General features: G+C 57.0%; 17 protein-coding genes and 1 other annotated feature. Of the genes, 6 read left to right on the top strand and 11 right to left on the bottom strand.

The window, feature by feature from the left end:
- The first annotated feature begins 1 nt into the window (after position 1).
- Positions 2 to 3,259: a hypothetical protein gene (locus tag GT756_RS16875; RefSeq protein ID WP_160124939.1), complete on the top strand. Its 3,258-nt coding sequence runs from the start codon at positions 2 to 4 to the stop codon at positions 3,257 to 3,259.
- A gap of 75 nt (positions 3,260 to 3,334) precedes the next feature.
- Here the strand turns inward: GT756_RS16875 and hisIE are convergent, their stop codons facing one another.
- The 9 genes from hisIE to hisL form a co-directional block, all read right to left on the bottom strand.
- Positions 3,335 to 3,934: a bifunctional phosphoribosyl-AMP cyclohydrolase/phosphoribosyl-ATP diphosphatase HisIE gene (gene hisIE / locus GT756_RS16870; protein WP_160124938.1), complete on the bottom strand. Its 600-nt coding sequence runs from the start codon at positions 3,932 to 3,934 to the stop codon at positions 3,335 to 3,337.
- Positions 3,928 to 4,704 carry an imidazole glycerol phosphate synthase subunit HisF gene (gene hisF / locus GT756_RS16865; protein WP_160124937.1) on the bottom strand — a complete coding sequence of 259 codons (777 nt, stop codon included), beginning with the start codon at positions 4,702 to 4,704 and terminating at the stop codon, positions 3,928 to 3,930. Before hisF ends, hisIE begins: the two co-directional genes overlap by 7 nt.
- Positions 4,686 to 5,423: a 1-(5-phosphoribosyl)-5-[(5-phosphoribosylamino)methylideneamino]imidazole-4-carboxamide isomerase gene (hisA, locus tag GT756_RS16860; protein ID WP_004203590.1), complete on the bottom strand. Its 738-nt coding sequence runs from the start codon at positions 5,421 to 5,423 to the stop codon at positions 4,686 to 4,688. Before hisA ends, hisF begins: the two co-directional genes overlap by 19 nt.
- Positions 5,423 to 6,013 carry an imidazole glycerol phosphate synthase subunit HisH gene (gene hisH / locus GT756_RS16855; RefSeq protein ID WP_002912227.1) on the bottom strand — a complete coding sequence of 197 codons (591 nt, stop codon included), beginning with the start codon at positions 6,011 to 6,013 and terminating at the stop codon, positions 5,423 to 5,425. Before hisH ends, hisA begins: the two co-directional genes overlap by 1 nt.
- A complete protein-coding gene (gene hisB, locus GT756_RS16850) occupies positions 6,013 to 7,080 on the bottom strand; it encodes a bifunctional histidinol-phosphatase/imidazoleglycerol-phosphate dehydratase HisB (RefSeq protein ID WP_160124936.1) in 1,068 nt (355 codons plus the stop codon). The genes hisH and hisB overlap by 1 nt, the downstream gene beginning before the upstream one ends.
- Positions 7,077 to 8,138: a histidinol-phosphate transaminase gene (hisC, locus tag GT756_RS16845; RefSeq protein WP_004203588.1), complete on the bottom strand. Its 1,062-nt coding sequence runs from the start codon at positions 8,136 to 8,138 to the stop codon at positions 7,077 to 7,079. The genes hisB and hisC overlap by 4 nt, the downstream gene beginning before the upstream one ends.
- Positions 8,135 to 9,439, bottom strand: a complete 1,305-nt coding sequence (gene hisD, locus GT756_RS16840; protein WP_004203587.1) for a histidinol dehydrogenase — start codon at positions 9,437 to 9,439, stop codon at positions 8,135 to 8,137. Before hisD ends, hisC begins: the two co-directional genes overlap by 4 nt.
- A gap of 39 nt (positions 9,440 to 9,478) precedes the next feature.
- Entirely contained in the window at positions 9,479 to 10,378 is a 900-nt protein-coding gene (gene hisG / locus GT756_RS16835) for an ATP phosphoribosyltransferase (RefSeq protein WP_002912152.1), read from the bottom strand.
- A gap of 47 nt (positions 10,379 to 10,425) precedes the next feature.
- Positions 10,426 to 10,548 (bottom strand) — a sequence feature (His leader region).
- Positions 10,524 to 10,574, bottom strand: a complete 51-nt coding sequence (hisL, locus tag GT756_RS16830) for a his operon leader peptide (RefSeq protein ID WP_004899375.1) — start codon at positions 10,572 to 10,574, stop codon at positions 10,524 to 10,526. Its footprint overlaps the feature before it by 25 nt.
- A gap of 175 nt (positions 10,575 to 10,749) precedes the next feature.
- Here hisL and GT756_RS16825 point away from each other — a divergent pair, with 175 nt between their 5' ends.
- The 4 genes from GT756_RS16825 (at position 10,750) to plaP (ending at position 14,151) form a co-directional block, all read left to right on the top strand.
- Complete coding sequence (locus tag GT756_RS16825; RefSeq protein WP_004203585.1) at positions 10,750 to 11,574, top strand: SDR family oxidoreductase; 825 nt, start codon at positions 10,750 to 10,752, stop codon at positions 11,572 to 11,574.
- Positions 11,575 to 11,612: 38 nt separating this feature from the next.
- Complete coding sequence (locus GT756_RS16820; RefSeq protein ID WP_160124935.1) at positions 11,613 to 12,503, top strand: LysR family transcriptional regulator; 891 nt, start codon at positions 11,613 to 11,615, stop codon at positions 12,501 to 12,503.
- Between the two features lie 237 nt (positions 12,504 to 12,740).
- Entirely contained in the window at positions 12,741 to 12,803 is a 63-nt protein-coding gene (yoeI, locus tag GT756_RS26385; RefSeq protein WP_096335043.1) for a membrane protein YoeI, read from the top strand.
- A complete protein-coding gene (gene plaP, locus GT756_RS16810) occupies positions 12,793 to 14,151 on the top strand; it encodes a putrescine/proton symporter PlaP (RefSeq protein ID WP_004203583.1) in 1,359 nt (452 codons plus the stop codon). The genes yoeI and plaP overlap by 11 nt, the downstream gene beginning before the upstream one ends.
- Before the next feature lie 174 nt (positions 14,152 to 14,325).
- Here plaP and GT756_RS16805 read toward each other — a convergent pair whose 3' ends face one another.
- Positions 14,326 to 14,637 carry a helix-turn-helix transcriptional regulator gene (locus GT756_RS16805; protein ID WP_160124934.1) on the bottom strand — a complete coding sequence of 104 codons (312 nt, stop codon included), beginning with the start codon at positions 14,635 to 14,637 and terminating at the stop codon, positions 14,326 to 14,328.
- Between the two features lie 240 nt (positions 14,638 to 14,877).
- On the opposite strand from GT756_RS16805, the gene fusA reads away from it, so the two are divergent.
- Complete coding sequence (gene fusA / locus GT756_RS16800; protein ID WP_049092573.1) at positions 14,878 to 16,980, top strand: elongation factor G; 2,103 nt, start codon at positions 14,878 to 14,880, stop codon at positions 16,978 to 16,980.
- A gap of 222 nt (positions 16,981 to 17,202) precedes the next feature.
- Here the strand turns inward: fusA and sbcB are convergent, their stop codons facing one another.
- Positions 17,203 to 18,627, bottom strand: a complete 1,425-nt coding sequence (gene sbcB / locus GT756_RS16795) for an exodeoxyribonuclease I (protein WP_160124933.1) — start codon at positions 18,625 to 18,627, stop codon at positions 17,203 to 17,205.
- Positions 18,628 to 18,729 lie beyond the last annotated feature (102 nt).

Here is an 18,729-nt window from a genome sequence, read left to right as displayed (position 1 = left end):
CATGTTTGCTGTTTTTCTTCCTCCTTATCCGTTCAGAGGGGTGAAGGCCCCTTATTTATGGCTTTTTTTAAAGTATTTGCATTGTTCTAACGAAAAGATACTTTTTATCACAAGTCCTGATTATGTTGAAGTAATAAACGATGAAACACAACATTCCCGTTGGGAGTTTGATGCTGCCTCGATGGCATCTTTAGGATATTCTATTCCTGATGAACAAAGCCTTGCCAGACATGAATATCTGTATCTTGATCATGCTTTGTATGAAACCATGTTGGCTCAACATCATCATGACCCCATAAAATCATTTACCACATTTTTAACCGAATCTATTTCCGAGCTTGAAAATGAGTTATTTTCTTTACTTACAAAGGAAATAATTCAACGTGTTGATGCTTTTGTCTCTATCTGCAACTGTCCATCGCTTGAAAAAGTCGCAAGAGCTTTAAATAAAGAGGTTATACACCTTGAGATCGGGCCATTGCGAGCACCGATGTATCGCAATACAGCATATCTGGATTTCACCGGCGTTAATGGTAATACCGAGGCTCGGGCACGCTATGAATCTTGCCAGACGGAAATTGATATTACGTGCTCAATGAATGATTTGCATCGTTATTTTCTTGAAGCAATCTCATTACCTTCGTCAAGTGAAAACCAAGTTGCTGGGATTGTGTTACAGGTAGAAGACGATTCCAATATCATTGCTTACAGCCATGATTTTACGAATATATCTCTAATTTCTTATGTTCGTCAACAGCATTCTCTCGAGAATATATTAGTTCGGGCGCATCCCGGGAGTTTATTTCGTTTACGAGATGACATATTTAGCATTGATGCATCGGCAAACAGCCTCGAATTTATTCAAAAATGTCATTCTATTTATACTATTAACTCAAGCGTTGGCTTAGAGGCGCTTTTATGCGAGAAAAAGACTAATATTCTCGGTGATTGTTCCTATGCTTTTGTCGCTGAGGAGGCCTCAGGTCCCACCAGAGTAAATGCCATGGCATTTTATCTGTTTGCTTATCTGGTGCCCTTTGAACTTATATTTAATCTGGAATATTTGCGATTCAGGTTGGACCATCCAGCAGAACTGGATATCGTACGTAAACACCTGCAATTTTATTCTAAAATGCCGGATGAGCGTGAAGAAAACAGCCATACGCTGTCAACATTAATAAACGAAGCGATTTCCAAAGATATCACCATGAGAACCATTTTAGAAAACTCATTAGCCCAGAATAACAAACAACTTGAAGATTTGAAAACGCAGCTTGCTGCCGAGGTTACTGAGCGAGAAAAATTAGCTGCAGCGATTACCAAACTCCAGCAAACGGCAGACTTGGCAGCAAAAGACAGGGATATATTAGTTTCCGCCCTGGCAGTCAAACAAGATGAAGTAGATCGTATGCGCAGAAGTCTGTCGTGGAAGTTAACCATGCCAGTTCGTATGTCTGGAAGGATTTCCCGAGGTGAATTTAGCACTATAAAAGCAATGATGAGGGAATACACGAATTCCGGTAATAATGTTTTTTCTCGCTATATTTTATCGGGTGGACTTCTTTCAAAATCGAAATATAAAACGGCTATTCGTCTTCTATTGTCAGGAAACTGGTCAGGGATGGTTGATGGTTTTAAACGTGTTTTAAGCCGAGCTGCTATCGACTCTTCACCAGCTACGCCATTTGTCGATACTGGAACGGTAAGAATTCTTGCTACTCAGCATACCCTATTCGTTGCACATTTGATTGAAAAGAATCTGCTTGATTGCGGAATTAAGGGCCATGTCAGTACTGCTTATTCCATTGAGCAGGATATGGGGCAGATGCACATTGTAGTTTGTCCGCAAATGTTCAAACAACTGCCCCGTAACTACATTGCTTTCCAGATGGAGCAGTCGGTCAACTCAAGATGGTTTACCGATGAGTATTTTTCTCGTCTTAATAATGCAGTTGCTATTTTTGATTATTCTTTGAAAAATATTGAATATTTACTGGATAAAGGCATTCCGTATCAGAAATTGTTTTATATGCCGATTTCCAGCTTTCCAGATTACCCAGCCCATTTAGCAGATAACGGTTATGTACTGGATGATCAGAAAGGTGATATACACGCAGATGTTCTATTCTATGGCGATCCAAACTGTGAGCGCCGCAAGGCCTATCTTCAGGAATTGAAGAAGCATTTTAATGTCACTGTCGCTTCGGAAGTTTTCGGTGATAAACTCACCAGAATGGTTAAGAATGCGAAAGTCGTCGTCAACATTCATTACTATGAAAATGCGTTGCTTGAAACCACACGTCTATATGAAACGATTTCGCTTGGGACGCCTGTAGTGAGTGAAAGCAGTTCAGATATTGTAGAGCATGAATACCTACAGGATGTGATCGATTTTTGCCCCATCGGTGATATTCCGGCAATGGTCGAGAAAATTCAGAATTTGTTATCTGATAAAGAATATTACAACGAAAGAAAAGAAAAAATTAAGCACTTTACTAATGTAGATAATAAAAATAATTATTATCTGCGACGTTATCTGCTGTCGATTGATAAACTCAATTTTTCACAATACAAAAGTATTTTCTCATTTGAGCAATTTCAAACTGGAGATGTCCCACGCCTTTGTTTATCATTGTCTGAAACACCCGTCCGCCGGAAAGCTTTTTTCGCTAGTCCATCCCATGGATTCCAATTTTTCGAGGGGATCCGTTATCGCATTGGTTGGATTGGTTGTGGCATGAGCTATAAATATATGCTTTCAGGCATGCTGGCCAGTAAGGCGGAAATGGGGATTATCTGTGAAGATGATGTTATTTTCCCGGTTGATTATGATAATAAATTAAATAAAATTATTAACCATCTACAGAGTACTGAGGCTAAATGGCATATTTTTGCTGGCATAATTGCACATCTGCATGAGGACACGAAGGTACTGGATGTTAAGGTAATGGATGGTATTGAGTATATCTACATTGACAAAATGACTAGTATGGTTATGAATATTTATTCTCGCCGTGGTATGGATCTTATTAGCCAGTGGGATGAGAAAAATATTGATGCCGAAACCAATACTATTGACCGCTATGTTGAATCAGCTCAAGATCTGGTCGTCGTGACTACATTACCTTTCCTTGTAGGATACGCAGAAGAGCAACAGTCAACATTATGGGGCTTTGAGAACTCTCAATATACATCGTTAATAAAAGCCAGTGAAAAACTGTTAGCTGAAAAGGTTGCAGAATTTAAAAAGAATCGCTAAAAAATTCGACCTAAAAATATAAAGGCCGGTTGCTGAACTTTTCAGCTTCCGGCCTTTTTTCTTTCATCCTGCAGATTATTTATGCCGACTCTTAAGGTTGGCAATAATATCTTGTAATGAAAGCCCCTGGTCCTGCAGCAGCACCAGCAGGTGATACATCAGGTCCGACGCCTCATTCTTCAGCTCGAAGCGGTCGTTCACCGTGGCGGCCAGCGCGGTCTCTACGCCTTCTTCTCCCACTTTCTGCGCGATGCGCTTGGTGCCGCTGGCATACAGCTTCGCCGTGTAGGAGCTCTCCGGGTCGGCGTGCTTACGCTCGGCCAGCAGCTGCTCAAGCTGATACAGGAACAGCCACTGGTGCCCGGCGTCGCCGAAGCAGCTGGTGGTGCCTTTGTGGCAGGTCGGCCCGATCGGGTTCACCAGCACCAGCAGCGTATCGTTGTCGCAGTCCGGTGTGATGCTCACCACGTTGAGGACATTGCCCGAGGTTTCACCCTTGGTCCACAGCCGCTGTTTGGTGCGTGAGTAAAAGGTGACCTTGCCGGTGGCTTCGGTTTTCTCCAGCGCGTTCTTATTCATGTAGCCCAGCATCAGCACTTCGCCGGATACGGCGTGCTGCACGATGGCCGGCATCATGCCGTCCGTTTTTTCCCAGTCCAGCTGTTCAGTCAACATACCCTTATCTCCACGCCCTGTGCCGCCAGGTACGCTTTCAGTTCGCCAATATTAATAATCTGTTTGTGGAATACCGAGGCCGCCAGCGCGCCGTCAACGTCGGCGTCGCGGAAGGCTTCGAGGAAGTGTTCCATGGTGCCTGCGCCGCCGGAGGCGATCAGCGGCACATGGCACACCGCGCGGACCTTCGCCAGCTGCTGCAGGTCGTAGCCGTTGCGCACCCCGTCCTGGTTCATCATATTGAGGACGATCTCGCCCGCGCCACGCTTCTGTACTTCCTCCACCCAGTCTAGGGTTTCCCACTGCGTCACCCGGGTGCGGCTCTCGTTGCCGGTGTACTGATTAACGTGATACTTGCCGGTCTGTGCATCAAACCAGGTATCGATCCCCACCACGATGCACTGCACGCCAAAGCGGTCGGCAAGGCGGGTGATCAGCGTCGGGTCGGCGAGAGCAGGGGAGTTAATCGAGATCTTATCGGCGCCGAAGGAGAGGATCTGCGCCGCGTCTTCCAGCGACTTGATCCCGCCCGCCACGCAGAAAGGAATATCGATTACTTCCGCCACCCGCGACACCCAGCTCTTGTCGACCACCCGGCCGTCGCTGGAGGCGGTGATATCATAGAACACCAGCTCGTCGGCGCCTTCGTCGGCATAGCGCTTGGCCAGCGGGACGATATCGCCGATGATCTCGTGATTACGGAACTGCACGCCTTTCACTACCTGGCCGTCGCGGACGTCGAGGCAGGGGATTATCCGTTTTGCCAGCATTGAATGGCCTCCGTTACGTTGAATTTGCCTTCCAGCAGCGCGCGACCGACAATCACGCCGCGCACCCCGGTGCCGCGCAGGGCGGCAATATCATTGAGATCGCCGATGCCGCCGGACGACTGAAACGCCACCTTCGGGTAGCGGGCGCAGACTTCCTCGTACAGCGAGACGTTGGAGCCCGCCAGCGTGCCGTCGCGGGAGATATCGGTGCACAGTACATGCTGCAGGCCGACCGGCAGATAGCTCTCCACCAGCTCCTCCAGGGTCACGCCGGAGTTTTCCTGCCAGCCGCTGACCGCCACCTGCTTATTGCCGTCGGCGTCGATACGCACGTCGAGGGCCAGCACCAGCCGCTCAGGGCCAAAGCGTTTAAACCAGCCTTTCACTTCCTCCGGGGATTTCACCGCAGTGGAGCCGACCACCACGCGGGCGACGCCGGCTTCAAGCAGAGCCGCGACATCCGCCTCGGTCCGCACGCCGCCGCCGACCTGCACCGGGACGTCAACGCCGGCGACCAGCGATTTCAGCAGCGGGATCTGGCGCTTCGCCGGATCCTTCGCCCCGGTCAGGTCGACCAGGTGCAGGACTTCCGCTCCCTGAGCGGCATAGGACTGCAGGCGCGGCAGCGGATCGCTGCCATAGTCGCGCTGCTGGCCATAATCGCCCTGGTGGAGACGAACGACGGTGCCGTCGATTAAATCTAAAGCAGGAATAATCATCACATCTCCAGAAAGTTTTTCAGCAGCTGCGCCCCGGCGCTCCCGGAGCGCTCCGGGTGGAACTGCACGCCAAAGAAGTTATCTTTCTGCACCGCGGCGGTGAACGCCTCGCCGTAATTGCACTGGGCAATGGTGTACGGGTTGACCGGCATGGCGTAGCTGTGCACGAAGTAGAAGTAAGCCCCTTCTTCGATGCCGCGGAACAGACGATCGCCTGCTTTGGCATACACCCGGTTCCAGCCCATGTGCGGCAGCGGCAGGCCGTGGTCGGTCATCTTCGGCACCTCTTCCTCGATAATGCCCAGCAGATCAACGCCGTTGTTCTCTTCACTGCGCTTGCCGAGCAGCTGCATACCCAGGCAAATCCCCAGCACCGGCTGGGTACAGGCTTTGATCAGGTCGATAAGCTCGCGGTCGCGCAGCTGGTCCATCGCCGCCTGGGCGGTGCCGACGCCGGGAAGAAACAGTTTATCGGCACGCAATACCACCTCCGGGTCGCGGCTGACCACCGGCTCATAGCCGTGGCGGCCAATCGCCGATTTCACCGAATTGAGGTTGGCGCACCCGGTATCAAGGATCACCACATTCATTACAGCACCCCTTTGGAAGACGGCAGGGCATCGCCCTGGACGCGGATCGCCTGGCGCAGCGTACGGCCAAAGGCTTTGAACAGGCTCTCCACGCGGTGGTGATCGTTCTTGCCCTTGGTTTTCAGGTGCAGCGTCACCGCCATGGTGTAAGAGAGCGAGCGGAAGAAGTGTTCCACCATCTCGGTGCTCAGATCGCCGACGCGCTGATAGGTGAAGTCCGCCTTATACTCCAGGTGCGGACGGCCGGAGATATCCAGCGCGCAGCGGGCGAGACACTCGTCCATCGGCAGCACGAAGCCGAAACGGTTGATGCCGCGCTTGTCGCCAAGCGCCAGCTTCAGGGCTTCGCCGAGGGCCAGGCCGGTATCTTCCACCGTGTGGTGATCGTCGATGTACAGATCGCCGCCGACGTTGACCTCCATGCGGAAGCCGCCATGGGTGGCGATTTGGTCGAGCATATGGTCAAAAAAGCCGACGCCGGTGTGGATCTTGCTGCCGCCTTCGCGGTCCAGCCACACTTTCACATCCACCTGGGTCTCTTTGGTGATGCGCTCGACGTGGGCATAGCGGTCGCGGCGGGTCAGCTGTTCGCAGATGGTCGGCCAGTTCAGCGTCTCGCGGTCATAGCGCAGACCGATAATCCCCATGTTATCCGCCAGCTCAAGGTCGGTGGCCCGGTCGCCAATCACATAGCTGTGGGCTTTATCCAGCACGCCCTTTTCCAGCCACGGCAGCACCAGCTGGGTTTTCGGCTTGCGGCAGGCGCAGTTGTCGCCCGGGAAGTGCGGACAAATCAGCACTTCTTCAAAGTTAACGCCCTGCGAGGCGAAGATCTGCATCATCAGATTGTGCGGGCCATCAAACGCCTCCTGCGGCAGGCTGTCGGTGCCCAGACCATCCTGGTTGGTGATCATCACCAGCTTATAGCCTTCCTGCTGCAGCTTCAGCAGCGCCGGGATCACCTGCGGCTCAAACGCCAGCTTGTCGAAACGGTCCACCTGGAAATCCACCGGCGGTTCGGAAATCAGGGTGCCGTCACGGTCAATAAAGAGATACTTCTGGGTCATACATTCTCCGCAGTCAAGGCGTCAATCACACGCTGGCTCTCGGCACGGGTACCGATAGTGATACGCAAACAGCCGCTCAATGAAGGTTGTTTATTCTGGTCACGTAAGATAATGCCCTGATCCCACAAAGATTTAAACACTGCGCTGGAGGCGGTTATCCGCGCCAGGACGTAGTTGGTTTCGGAATCGAAGACCTGTTCCACGCAGGCGATGCCGCGCAGCTGTTCCACCAGGTAGCGGCGCTCGTCGAGGATCTGCGCCACGCGCTGACGCATCGCGGCGATCCCTTCCGCGCTCAGGGCCTGGGCGGCGATATCGGCCACCGGCGTGGAGAGCGGGTACGGGGCGATCACTTTCAGCAGCACGTTAATCACCTCGGCGTTGGCGAGGGTGAAGCCGCAGCGCAGGCCGGCGAGGGCGAAGGCTTTAGACAGCGTGCGCAGCACCACCAGGTGCGGATAGTCGCTGAGCCAGCCGGCGAGCGTCGCCTGCGGGCAGAATTCAATATAGGCTTCGTCGGCCACCACGATAGCTTTGCCGCGGGTCATCTCCAGCAGGTCGCGCATCGACTGCGGGTCGATAATCTGCCCGGTCGGGTTGTTCGGGCTGCAGACGAAGACCACCTTCACCCCGTCCAGCTGCGCCTCGATGCCCGGCAGGTCGAGCTGCCAGTCGGCCAGCGTCGGCACGGTGCGGCACTCGACGCCGATGGTCTCGGCGCTGACGCTGTACATGCCGTAGGTGGGCGGGCAGTAGAGCACGGCGTCTTCGCCTGGCTCGCAGAAGGCGCGGATCAGCAGCTCAATGCCTTCGTCGGCGCCGCGGCTGACCAGCACCTGCTCCGGTTTAACCTCGGCGTAGCGGGCGTAGCTCTCAATCACCGCCTTCGGCTGCGGCTCCGGATAGCGGTTCAGCGTCTGCTCGGTCAGCTGGAAGGCCACGGCGGTGGGGAATTCGTTAGCGTTCAGCCAGACGTCGCCTTTCCCGCCCAGGCGGCGAGCGGATTGATACGGGGTCAGCGCGCGAACGTTGGCGCGGGCTAAATCTTCAATGCTCATGCTTGCTCCTTCAGGGCGGCAACGCGCAGCGTTACGGCGTTTTTGTGGGCGTCAAGGCGCTCGGCGGCGGCCAGAATCTCAATCGTCGAGGCGAGGGCGGCAAAGCCGTCGCGCGACAGCTCCTGCACGGTCATCCGTTTCTGGAAGTCGGCCAGGCCGAGGCTCGAACAGGTGGCGGTATAGCCATAGGTCGGCAGGACGTGGTTGGTGCCCGAGGCATAGTCGCCCGCGGATTCCGGCGACCAGTCGCCAAGGAAAACCGAGCCGGCGCTGGTGATGCTGTCCACCAGCTCACGGGCCTGGCGGGTCTGAATGATCAGGTGCTCCGGACCGTACTGGTTGGAGATGGCCACGCACTGCGCCAGGTCGCGGGCCACGATGATCCGGCTGGCGGAGAGCGCCACGCGGGCGGTTTCGGCGCGCGGCAGGGCGGCCAGCTGGCGCTCCACGGCCTCGGCGACGCGGTTGCCCATCCCGGCGTCCGGGGTCAGGAGGATCACCTGCGAGTCCGGGCCGTGTTCCGCCTGCGACAGCAGGTCGGAGGCGACAAAGTCCGGATTGGCGCCGCTGTCGGCGATCACCAGCACTTCCGACGGGCCGGCCGGCATGTCGATGGCCGCGCCGTCCAGACGCTGGCTGACCTGGCGTTTGGCCTCCGTGACGTAAGCGTTACCCGGGCCAAAGATTTTATCCACCTTCGGCACCGACTCGGTACCGAGGGCGAGGGCGGCGATGGCCTGCGCGCCGCCGACGTTAAAGATGGTTTTCACGCCGCACAGCTGCGCGGCGTAGAGGATCTCATCGGCGATAGGCGGCGGCGAGCAGAGCACCACCTGCTGACAGCCGGCGATGCGCGCCGGCGTCGCCAGCATCAGCACCGTGGAGAACAGCGGCGCCGAGCCGCCGGGAATGTACAGCCCGACGGAGGCGATAGGGCGGGTGACCTGCTGGCAGCGCACCCCCGGCAGCGTTTCGACATCCACCGCCTGCAGCTTTTGCGCGTTGTGGAAGGTCTCGATGTTTTGCACCGCCACCGCCATCGCCTGCTTCAGCTCGTCGCTGAGGCGCTCGCCGGCGGCGGCGATCTCCGCCTCGCTCACCTGCAGCGCGGCGACGGTGGTTTTATCAAACTTCGCGCTGTATTCGCGCAGCGCCGCGTCGCCGTTGGCTTTGACGTTATCGAGGATCTCCGCCACCGTTTTACTGATGCTGTCGGAGGCGGAAATCGCCGGGCGCGTTAAGAGTTGTCGCTGTTGGTCAGCGCTACAGCCGTTCCAGTCGATGATTGTGTTGAAGCTCATGATTGTTTTCCCCTGTGTGTCCCGTGACCGGCTGGCCGATTACTCCATCATCTTCTCAATCGGCAGCACCAGAATGGAGCTGGCGCCCAGCGCCTTCAGTTTTTCCATGGTCTCCCAGAACAGGGTTTCGCTGCTGACCATGTGCATCGCCACGCGCTGCTTGTCGCCTGCCAGCGGCAGAATGGTCGGACGCTCGGCGCCCGGCAGCAGGGCAACCACTTCCTCCAGGCGTTCGGTCGGGGCGTGCATCATGATGTATTTCGACTCGCGGGCCTGGATCACGCCCTGAATACGGGTCAGCAGGCGGTCAATCAGCTGCTGTTTGGCGTCGGCCATTTCGCCGTCGCGCTGGATCAGGCAGGCTTTGGAGCGGTAGATCACTTCCACTTCGCGCAGGCCGTTGGCTTCCAGGGTGGCGCCGGTGGAGACGAGGTCGCAAATGGCGTCGGCGAGGCCGGCGCGCGGCGCCACTTCCACGGAGCCGTTCAGCAGACAGGATTTAAAGGAGATACCTTTTTGATCGAGGTAGCGCTTCAGCAGGTGCGGGTAAGAGGTGGCGATACGTTTGCCGTCCAGCGCCGCCGGGCCGTTCCAGGCTTCATCCACCGGGGTCGCCAGCGACAGGCGGCAGCCGCCGAAGTCCAGACGACGCAGGGTGAAGTAGCGTGGGTCTTCGCCCTGGGCGCGGCGGCTGAGCAGCTCTTCTTCCAGCACGTTTTCGCCGATAATCCCGAGGTCGACAACACCGTCCATCACCAGGCCCGGGATATCGTCATCACGCACGCGCAGAATGTCGATTGGCATATTTTCCGCCAGCGCAATCAGACGCTGGGTGTGCAAATTGACTTTAATGCCGCAGCGGCTGAGTAATTCGCGTGAATCTTCGCTTAAACGGCCTGATTTCTGAATAGCTATGCGTAAACGGGTGTTGTCTAACATTGTTCTTTTCCTCTGAATACCTGTCTGAATCTGTCCGAATTTGGTCCAAAAAAAAGCCCCCGGAAGTGAATCTTCCGGGGGCTCTCTGCGCGTTCATGCACCACTGGAAGATCCAAATGTCTTCCAGCACACATCGCCTGAAAGACTAGTCAGGATGATGGTGATGATGGTGGTGTTTAAATTGAACGCGGTTCATAAAATTCTCTGTGAATGACTATGCATTTGATGTCCTTTAACCTAAACCACTTCCGCCGCAGAAAGCAAGGGCTTTTTTCTATCATTAATTCATTTCACATTGAGCGAAGAAATTGTCAGTTGCCGCTGGCTGGCGTAGCCTGTAATCAGCACAGCGAAAGAGTCAGGAGCCTGGGATGAAAAAGGTCGCGATAGTCGGTTTGGGATGGCTGGGGATGCCGCTGGCGCTGTCGTTGACGGCGCGAGGCTGGCAGGTCACCGGCAGTAAAACCACGCAGGATGGCGTGGAGGCGGCACGGATGTGCGGGATCGACAGCTATCCGCTGCGCCTGGAGCCGCAGCTGGTCTGTGATACCGAGGACCTCGACGCGCTGATGAACGTCGATGCGCTGGTGATCACGCTGCCGGCCCGGCGGACCGGCGCGGGGGAAGGGTTTTATCTGCAGGCGGTGCAGGAGATCGTCGATACCGCGCTGGCGTACCATATTCCGCGGATCGTCTTCACCAGCTCCACCTCGGTGTATGGCAACGTCAACGGCACGGTGAAAGAGAACTCCCCGCGACTGCCGGAAACCGCCAGCGGGCAGGTGCTCAAGGAGCTGGAGGACTGGCTGCACAACCTGCCGGGGACGTCGGTGGATATTCTGCGCCTGGCCGGGCTGGTGGGGCCTTCCCGTCATCCGGGACGTTTTTTTGCCGGCAAGTCGGCGCCGGATGGCCAGCACGTGGTCAATCTGGTGCATTTGCAGGATGTGGTGGCCGCTATCGAACTGCTGTTGCAGGCCCCGAAGGGCGGGCACATCTATAATCTATGTGCGCCCCGCCATCCGGCGCGCGGCCTCTTTTATCCGCAGATGGCCCGCGAGCTGGGGCTGCCGCCGCCGGTGTTCAGTGACAGCCCGGACGGCGGCCAGGGCAAGATTGTGGATGGCAATCGAATCTGCAATGAGCTGGGGTTTGAGTACCAGTACCCCGATCCGCTGGTGATGCCGATGGAGTGATGCGCCAGCGGTGATTCGCATACCGTAAGGGGGTAGCGATGAAACCACTGCTGGATGTCCTCGTGATCCTCGACGCACTGGAAAAAGAGGGGAGCTTTGCCGCGGCGTCGGCAAGGCTCTTTAAAACGCCCTCGGCGCTGAGCTACACCATTCACCGGCTGGAAAGCGATCTCAATATTCAGCTGCTCGACCGCAGCGGTCACCGCGCGCGCTTTACCCCCACCGGACAGATGCTGCTGGAGAAAGGACGGGAAGTGCTGCATATCGCCCGCGAACTGGAGATCCGGGCGGTTAAGTTGCAGCAGGGGTGGGAGCATACCCTCCGCCTGGCGGTGGACAGCACCTTTCCCGTGGCGCAACTCTCGCCGCTGATCGCCGCATTTTATCAACAGCAGCCGCTGACCCGGCTGCACTTCACGCTGAACCCCTCGCTGCTGGACTGGCGGCCCTTGACGGAAGGGCAGGCCGATCTCCTGCTGGGGGCGCTCGGCGAGCCGCCGCCGCTGAGCGGCTATGATTATCTTCCCCTTGGCGAGCTGGAGCTGCTGCTGGTGGTCTCCCCGCAGCATCCTCTGGCGGAGCGCCGCGCCCCGTTGAGCTGGCGAACCCTGCGCCGTTACCGCGCGGTGGCCACCGGCGAGGGTGGGGCGCTGCTCGCCGATCAGGAGACCCTGACGGTGTGTGACGCCGCGGGGCAGCTGGCGCTGCTGCGCATGGGACTGGGGTGGGGCTGCCTGCCGCGTTACCAGGTGCAGGGGCTGCTGGAGAGCGGCGAACTGGTCAGCTTGACCGTGCGCGGGCAGTCGCCTCGTCAGCACGCGTGGATCGGCTGGAATGACGCTACCTGCGGTTTGGCTGGCAAATGGTGGCGGGAAACGCTATTAGCAAATAGTGCTATTTTTACAATTTATCATATGGAAACCGTATAGATATTAGCACGTTAAAAAATATGCTTACGCAATGAACTTCATAACATCTTGTCAACGCCGTTGAATTTGTTGCAAAATATGCGGCCTGAAAACCAGAGACTAGCCGACGCTTTTTTTTAAAGTGTCGGTTATTTTTTTGGTCGAAAGACACATCATTCAATACCAAGAGGCCGGGCTTCGTACCGGATAGATATTTACTAAAAACCGACAGTCGTTGTCGCTGAGGAATAGAAAGAAATGGGGCAATTTTTTGCTTACGCGCTGGCGTTCACCGTAAAAGGGGATAACTATGTCGCATAACGCTACTCCAAATACCTCTCGCGTGGAATTACGTAAAACGCTTACGTTAGTTCCGGTTGTAATGATGGGCCTGGCCTATATGCAGCCGATGACGCTGTTCGATACGTTTGGTATCGTCTCTGGTATGACCGACGGTCACGTGCCGACGGCCTACGCCTTTGCGTTAATCGCTATCCTGTTTACTGCCCTGAGCTATGGCAAGCTGGTACGTCGTTACCCGTCCGCCGGCTCGGCGTATACCTATGCGCAGAAATCCATCAGCCCGACCGTTGGCTTTATGGTGGGTTGGTCCTCGCTGCTCGACTACCTGTTCGCGCCGATGATCAACATTCTGCTGGCGAAAATCTATTTTGAAGCGCTGGTGCCTTCGATTCCGTCGTGGGTGTTTGTTATCGCGCTCGTCGCCTTTATGACCGCCTTTAACCTGCGCAGCATTAAATCCGTGGCCAACTTCAACACCGTGATCGTGGTGCTGCAGGTGGTGCTGATTGCCGTTATCCTCGGCATGGTGATTTATGGCGTGTTTGGCGGCGAAGGCGCCGGTACGCTGGCCAGCAGCCGTCCGTTCTGGTCCGGTGACGCGCACGTGATCCCGATGATTACCGGGGCGACGATCCTGTGCTTCTCGTTTACCGGCTTCGACGGCATCAGCAACCTGTCTGAAGAGACCAAAGATGCAGAGCGCGTCATTCCGCGCGCGATCTTCCTGACCGCGCTGATCGGCGGCCTGATCTTCATCTTTGCCACCTACTTCCTGCAGCTGTACTTCCCGGATATCTCGCGCTTTAAAGATCCGGATGCGTCACAGCCGGAAATTATGCTCTACGTGGCAGGTAAAGCCTTCCAGGTGGGCGCGCTGATCTTCTCCACCATCACCGTACTGGCTTCCGGTATGGCGGCGCACGCTGGCGTGGCGCGTCTGATGTACGTGATGGGTCGTGACGGCGTGTTCCCGAAAAGCTTCTTCGGCTACGTGCACCCGACCTGGCGCACTCCGGCGATGAACATCATCCTGGTCGGCGCGATTGCGCTGCTGGCGATTAACTTCGACCTGGTGATGGCGACGGCGCTGATTAACTTTGGTGCGCTGGTGGCGTTTACCTTTGTTAACCTGTCGGTAATTTCGCAGTTCTGGATCCGTGAGAAACGCAACAAGACGCTGAAAGACCACTTCCAGTATCTGTTCCTGCCGATGTGCGGCGCCCTGACCGTCGGCGCGCTGTGGGTCAACCTGGAAGAGAGCTCGATGATTCTGGGCCTGATCTGGGCCGGTATCGGTCTGGTCTATCTGGCCTGCGTGACCAAAAGCTTCCGCAACCCGGTGCCGCAGTACGAAGACGTGGCGTAAGGCGTAGCGTGATGTGATTGAGAAAAGCCGGAGGGAAACCTCCGGCTTTTTTTCGTTTGGCCCGGTGCTATATCTTTTGCCCGGCGGCGCTGCGCTTGCCGGGCCTGGGGTATATAAGCTGACGGGAGGCCTCCGTAGGCCGGGTCAGGCGCAGTGGCTACCCGGCGTAAATACTTATCCCTCCCGCACCATCACGTTAAGCAGCGTATCCAGCAGGCCGGGAAAACGGGCGTCCAGATCTTCCCTGCGCAGCGAAATCATATTCTCCCGTCCCTGAGGCCGCTGCCAGATCACACCGCTGTCGCGCAGGACGCGCCAGTGGTGGGTCATGGTGGACTTGGCCACCTCTTCCTGACGCAGCGCGTTACAGCTCTGCTCGCTGCCGTCCGCCAGCGTGCGGATGATCTCCAGTCGCAGCGGGTTGCCGAGCGCGGAAAGGACATTTTCCAGGCGAATTTGTTCTCGTTCGGGGTGATTGACGATCATAATAATCCTGTGTCGGCGGTGGCGCGGCGCATGGCGGTCGCAGCCCGTATCGGCGGCTGGCGGCTACTATACCCAAACTCCAGGTCTGATACCACGCGCGCCGCCGCAACCTGACCAATCATAATAATAGTCAAAATAGTTCGAATATACTCGTACTATTGTACTATCATAGGCGGCAGTGAAATGAACTGTGGATCATTCCGACCGCAGACTGACAGTCAAAACGACTAAGGACGCATCATGCCCCGACCCATCCCCCTCGAACGTTATCGCAACATCGGTATCTCCGCGCATATCGATGCCGGTAAAACCACCACTACCGAGCGCATCCTGTTTTACACCGGGATGAGCCATAAGCTGGGTGAAGTACACGATGGCGCGGCAACCACCGACTGGATGGCCCAGGAGCAAGAGCGCGGGATCACCATTACCTCGGCGGCGGTGAGCTGCTTCTGGCCGGGTATGGACCGCAGCTTCGAGCCGCACCGGATCAATATCATCGACACCCCGGGGCACGTGGATTTCACCATTGAGGTGGAACGTTCCATGCGCGTGCTCGACGGCGCGGTGATGGTGTATGACTCCGTCGGCGGAGTGCAGCCCCAGTCGGAGACTGTCTGGCGCCAGGCGAATAAATACCATGTCCCGCGGCTGGCCTTCGTCAACAAGATGGACCGCCCCGGGGCGGATTTCTTCCGCGTGGTGCAGATGATGATCGACCGCCTGAAGGCCAACCCGGTGCCGATTGTCATCCCCATTGGCGCCGAAGAGCATTTTACCGGCGTCGTCGACCTGGTGAAAATGCGTGCCATCCTGTGGGATGACGCCACTCAGGGCATGACCTTCAGCTACGGGCCGGTCCCTGACGATCTGCTGGCGACTGCCCGCGAGTGGCGGGAGAAAATGGTCTCGGCGGCGGCGGAGGCCAGCGACGCGCTGATGGATAAATACCTCGAAACCGGCGAGCTGGACGAGGCGGAGATCGTCGCCGGTCTGCGCCAGCGCACGGTGAAGGGTGAAATCCAGGCGGTGCTCTGCGGGAGCGCCTTTAAAAACAAAGGCGTGCAGCGCATGCTCGACGCGGTGGTGGAGCTGATGCCGTCGCCGCTGGATATTCCGGCGATACAGGGCGTGGATGAGAAAGGCCAGCCGGCGGAACGCCATCCGAGCGACGATGAGCCGCTGTCGGCGCTGGCGTTCAAACTGATGACCGACCCCTACGTCGGCCAGCTGACCTTTATCCGCGTCTATTCCGGGACGCTGAAGAAAGGCGATGCGGTGTGGAACCCGGTGAAGGGCAAGAAAGAGCGCATCGGACGTATCGTGCTGATGCAGGCCAACGATCGCCACGAAGTTGACGAACTGCACACCGGGGATATCGCGGCCTGCGTTGGGCTGAAGGATGTCACTACCGGCGATACCCTATGCGACCCGGATGCGATTATTACCCTTGAGCGGATGGAGTTTCCGGAGCCGGTGATTTCGCTGGCGATTGAGCCGAAGACCAAAGCGGACCAGGAGAAAATGGGCATCGCGCTGCAGCGGCTGGCGGCGGAAGATCCGTCGTTCCGTCTGCATACCGATGAAGAGTCCGGCCAGACGATTATCTCCGGTATGGGCGAGCTGCATCTGGAGATCATTGTCGACCGGATGAAGCGCGAGTTTGGCGTCGAGGCCAACATTGGTCGTCCGCAGGTCACCTACCGCGAAACCCTGCGCAAGAAAGTGACGGACGTGGAAGGCAAATTTGTGCGCCAGTCCGGCGGTAAAGGACAGTACGGGCACGTCGTGCTGACCCTGGAGCCGCTGGAGCCGGGCAGCGGTTTCGTCTTCGAGGACGCCACCAAAGGCGGGGTAGTGCCGCGCGAGTACATCCCTTCCGTGGAGAAAGGGCTGCGCGAAGCGATGGGCACCGGCGTGCTGGCGGGCTATCCGGTGGTTGACGTGAAAGCGACCCTGACCTTCGGGTCGTACCACGACGTGGACTCCTCGGAAATGGCGTTCCGCATGGCGGCGATCTTCGGCTTCCGGGAAGGGGCGCGCAAAGCGGACCCGGTGATCCTTGAGCCGGTGATGCACGTGGAGGTGGAGACGCCGGAAGAGTACGCCGGGAATATCATGGGCGATCTCTCTTCCCGTCGCGGGATGGTGCAGGGGATGGAAGAGCGCTTCGGCAGCCAGATCATCCGCGCCGATGTGCCGCTGGCGGAGATGTTTGGTTATTCCACCACGCTGCGCTCGATGTCTCAGGGACGAGCAACCTACAGCATGGAGTTCCACCACTACGCGGAAGCGCCGCGCAACGTAGCGGATGAAATCATCGCCAGCCGTGCGAAAAGTTAAGCCAGTCATCCCGGGTAGCGGCTAGCGCCTTACCCGGGCTACTCTGGTACCAGCGTCCAGGCCCGGTAAGGCGAAGCCGCCACCGGGCAAAAAGGTAAGCACGAACTGGGGAGGCAATGCCCGGCGGCGCTGCGCTTGCGTGGGCCTTCGGTCAGGCGTCCTCCCCGGTCATCGTTTGTAGCCCGGGTAAGGCGTTAGCCGCAACCCGGGCATATCTGCCAATCAGACGATATCCTGAGCGTACTGCCACAACGCCTTCAGCTGCGCCAGCTTCTCTTTATCATCCGCATACTGCTGATACAGCATCTGCAGCTCATCGGCATAGGCCTGCAAAAACTCAGGCGTAAATACCTGACGACGGTGTTCTAACCAGCGCTGCTGCTCATGTTCATCGAGCGTGCCGGGGAAGTTGCGCGCCCGGTAGTTAAACAGCAGGCGTTCGATGCGCTTGTCGGCGAAAGTGATATCCAGCGCCGGCAGATTGCGCGGTTCGGTTTCCAGCACGATTTTCATCGCCGCGCGGTCGGCATCGCTAAAGAACCCATTGTAAAGCTGGGCGTCGACGTTTTCGGACGGCACGAACGGCTCGGCTTCGGCATACACCGCCACCACTTTCTCCCGCACCTGCGGATTCGCCCGCAGCAGCTGGGCATTCTCCAGACAGCGTTGAATGGAGATCCCCAGCCGGTCGGCATCCTGCGGGCGCAGGGTATTGGCCTGGGCCAGCACCGGACATTTGTTCAAATGCACCAGCTTAATCGGCGCCGCCGGAAGATCGCCAAGCTCGGCGCGCGGGGTGTAAAGCCGCTCGCGCAGGGCGTCGGCATCCAGTTCCAGCAGCGGCGCCATATCCCCCGCCAGATCGACCATGATCACCGCATTGCGGTTTTCCGGATGCCAGGCCAGGGGCGCCACCAGGCTGGTGTTGCCGCGCGCGGCGCCGAACATGCCGGAGACATGCACCAGCGGCTTCATTTGCGGCACGTCGATGAGCGTCGCCAGCTTGCGCTTATTGCGGTGGCTGTAGAGATAGTCAAACAGCCGCGGCTGCCGGGTTTTCACCAGCTTCGCCATGGCGATGGTGGCGTAAACGTCGGCCATCGCGTCATGGGCGTTCTGGTGTTCAATACCGTTGGCGACGGTCAGATGTTCAAGCCGGAAGCTCGGCAGACCCTCGTCATTCTCCGGCCAGACGATCCCTTCCGGACGCAGGGCATAGCAGGCGCGCATCACGTCGAGCAGATCCCAGCGTGAGTTATCGTGCTGCCAGCTCCAGGCATAAGGGTCATAGAAGTTGCGATAGAAGATATTCCGCGTCACTTCGTCGTCAAAGCGCACGTTGTTATAGCCGACGATGCAGGTCTGCGGCACCGTGAACAGATCGTGGATGCGGCGGGCAAACGCGGCCTCGTTATCCCCTTTGGCCAGCGCTTCCTGCGGGGTGATCCCGGTGATCATCACCGCCTGCGGCTGCGGCAGATAATCGTCAGCGGGCTTGCAGTAAAACACCTCGGGCTCGCCCAGCACGTTTAACTCCGCGTCGGTGCGGATGGCGGCGAACTGCGCCGGCCGGTCAAGGGAAGGGCTGGTGCCGAAGGTTTCATAATCGTGGAAGAGGAAGGTGGGATGTTGTTCGCCGTCAGCCATATCGAAATGTAATCACTTTGAAATTCAATCTGAAATTTGATTTTCTCCTATTAACATTGATGACGCAACAAGAGTTTTTAATGGGGTAAAAATGCATAAAGA

Origin of the sequence: Klebsiella sp. Q2 (assembly GCF_009900705.1) — a bacterium.
Lineage (GTDB): Bacteria > Pseudomonadota > Gammaproteobacteria > Enterobacterales > Enterobacteriaceae > Klebsiella > Klebsiella quasipneumoniae.
Note: the sequence above shows the minus strand (reverse complement) of the source record. Positions and strands in the feature narration are given on the sequence as shown.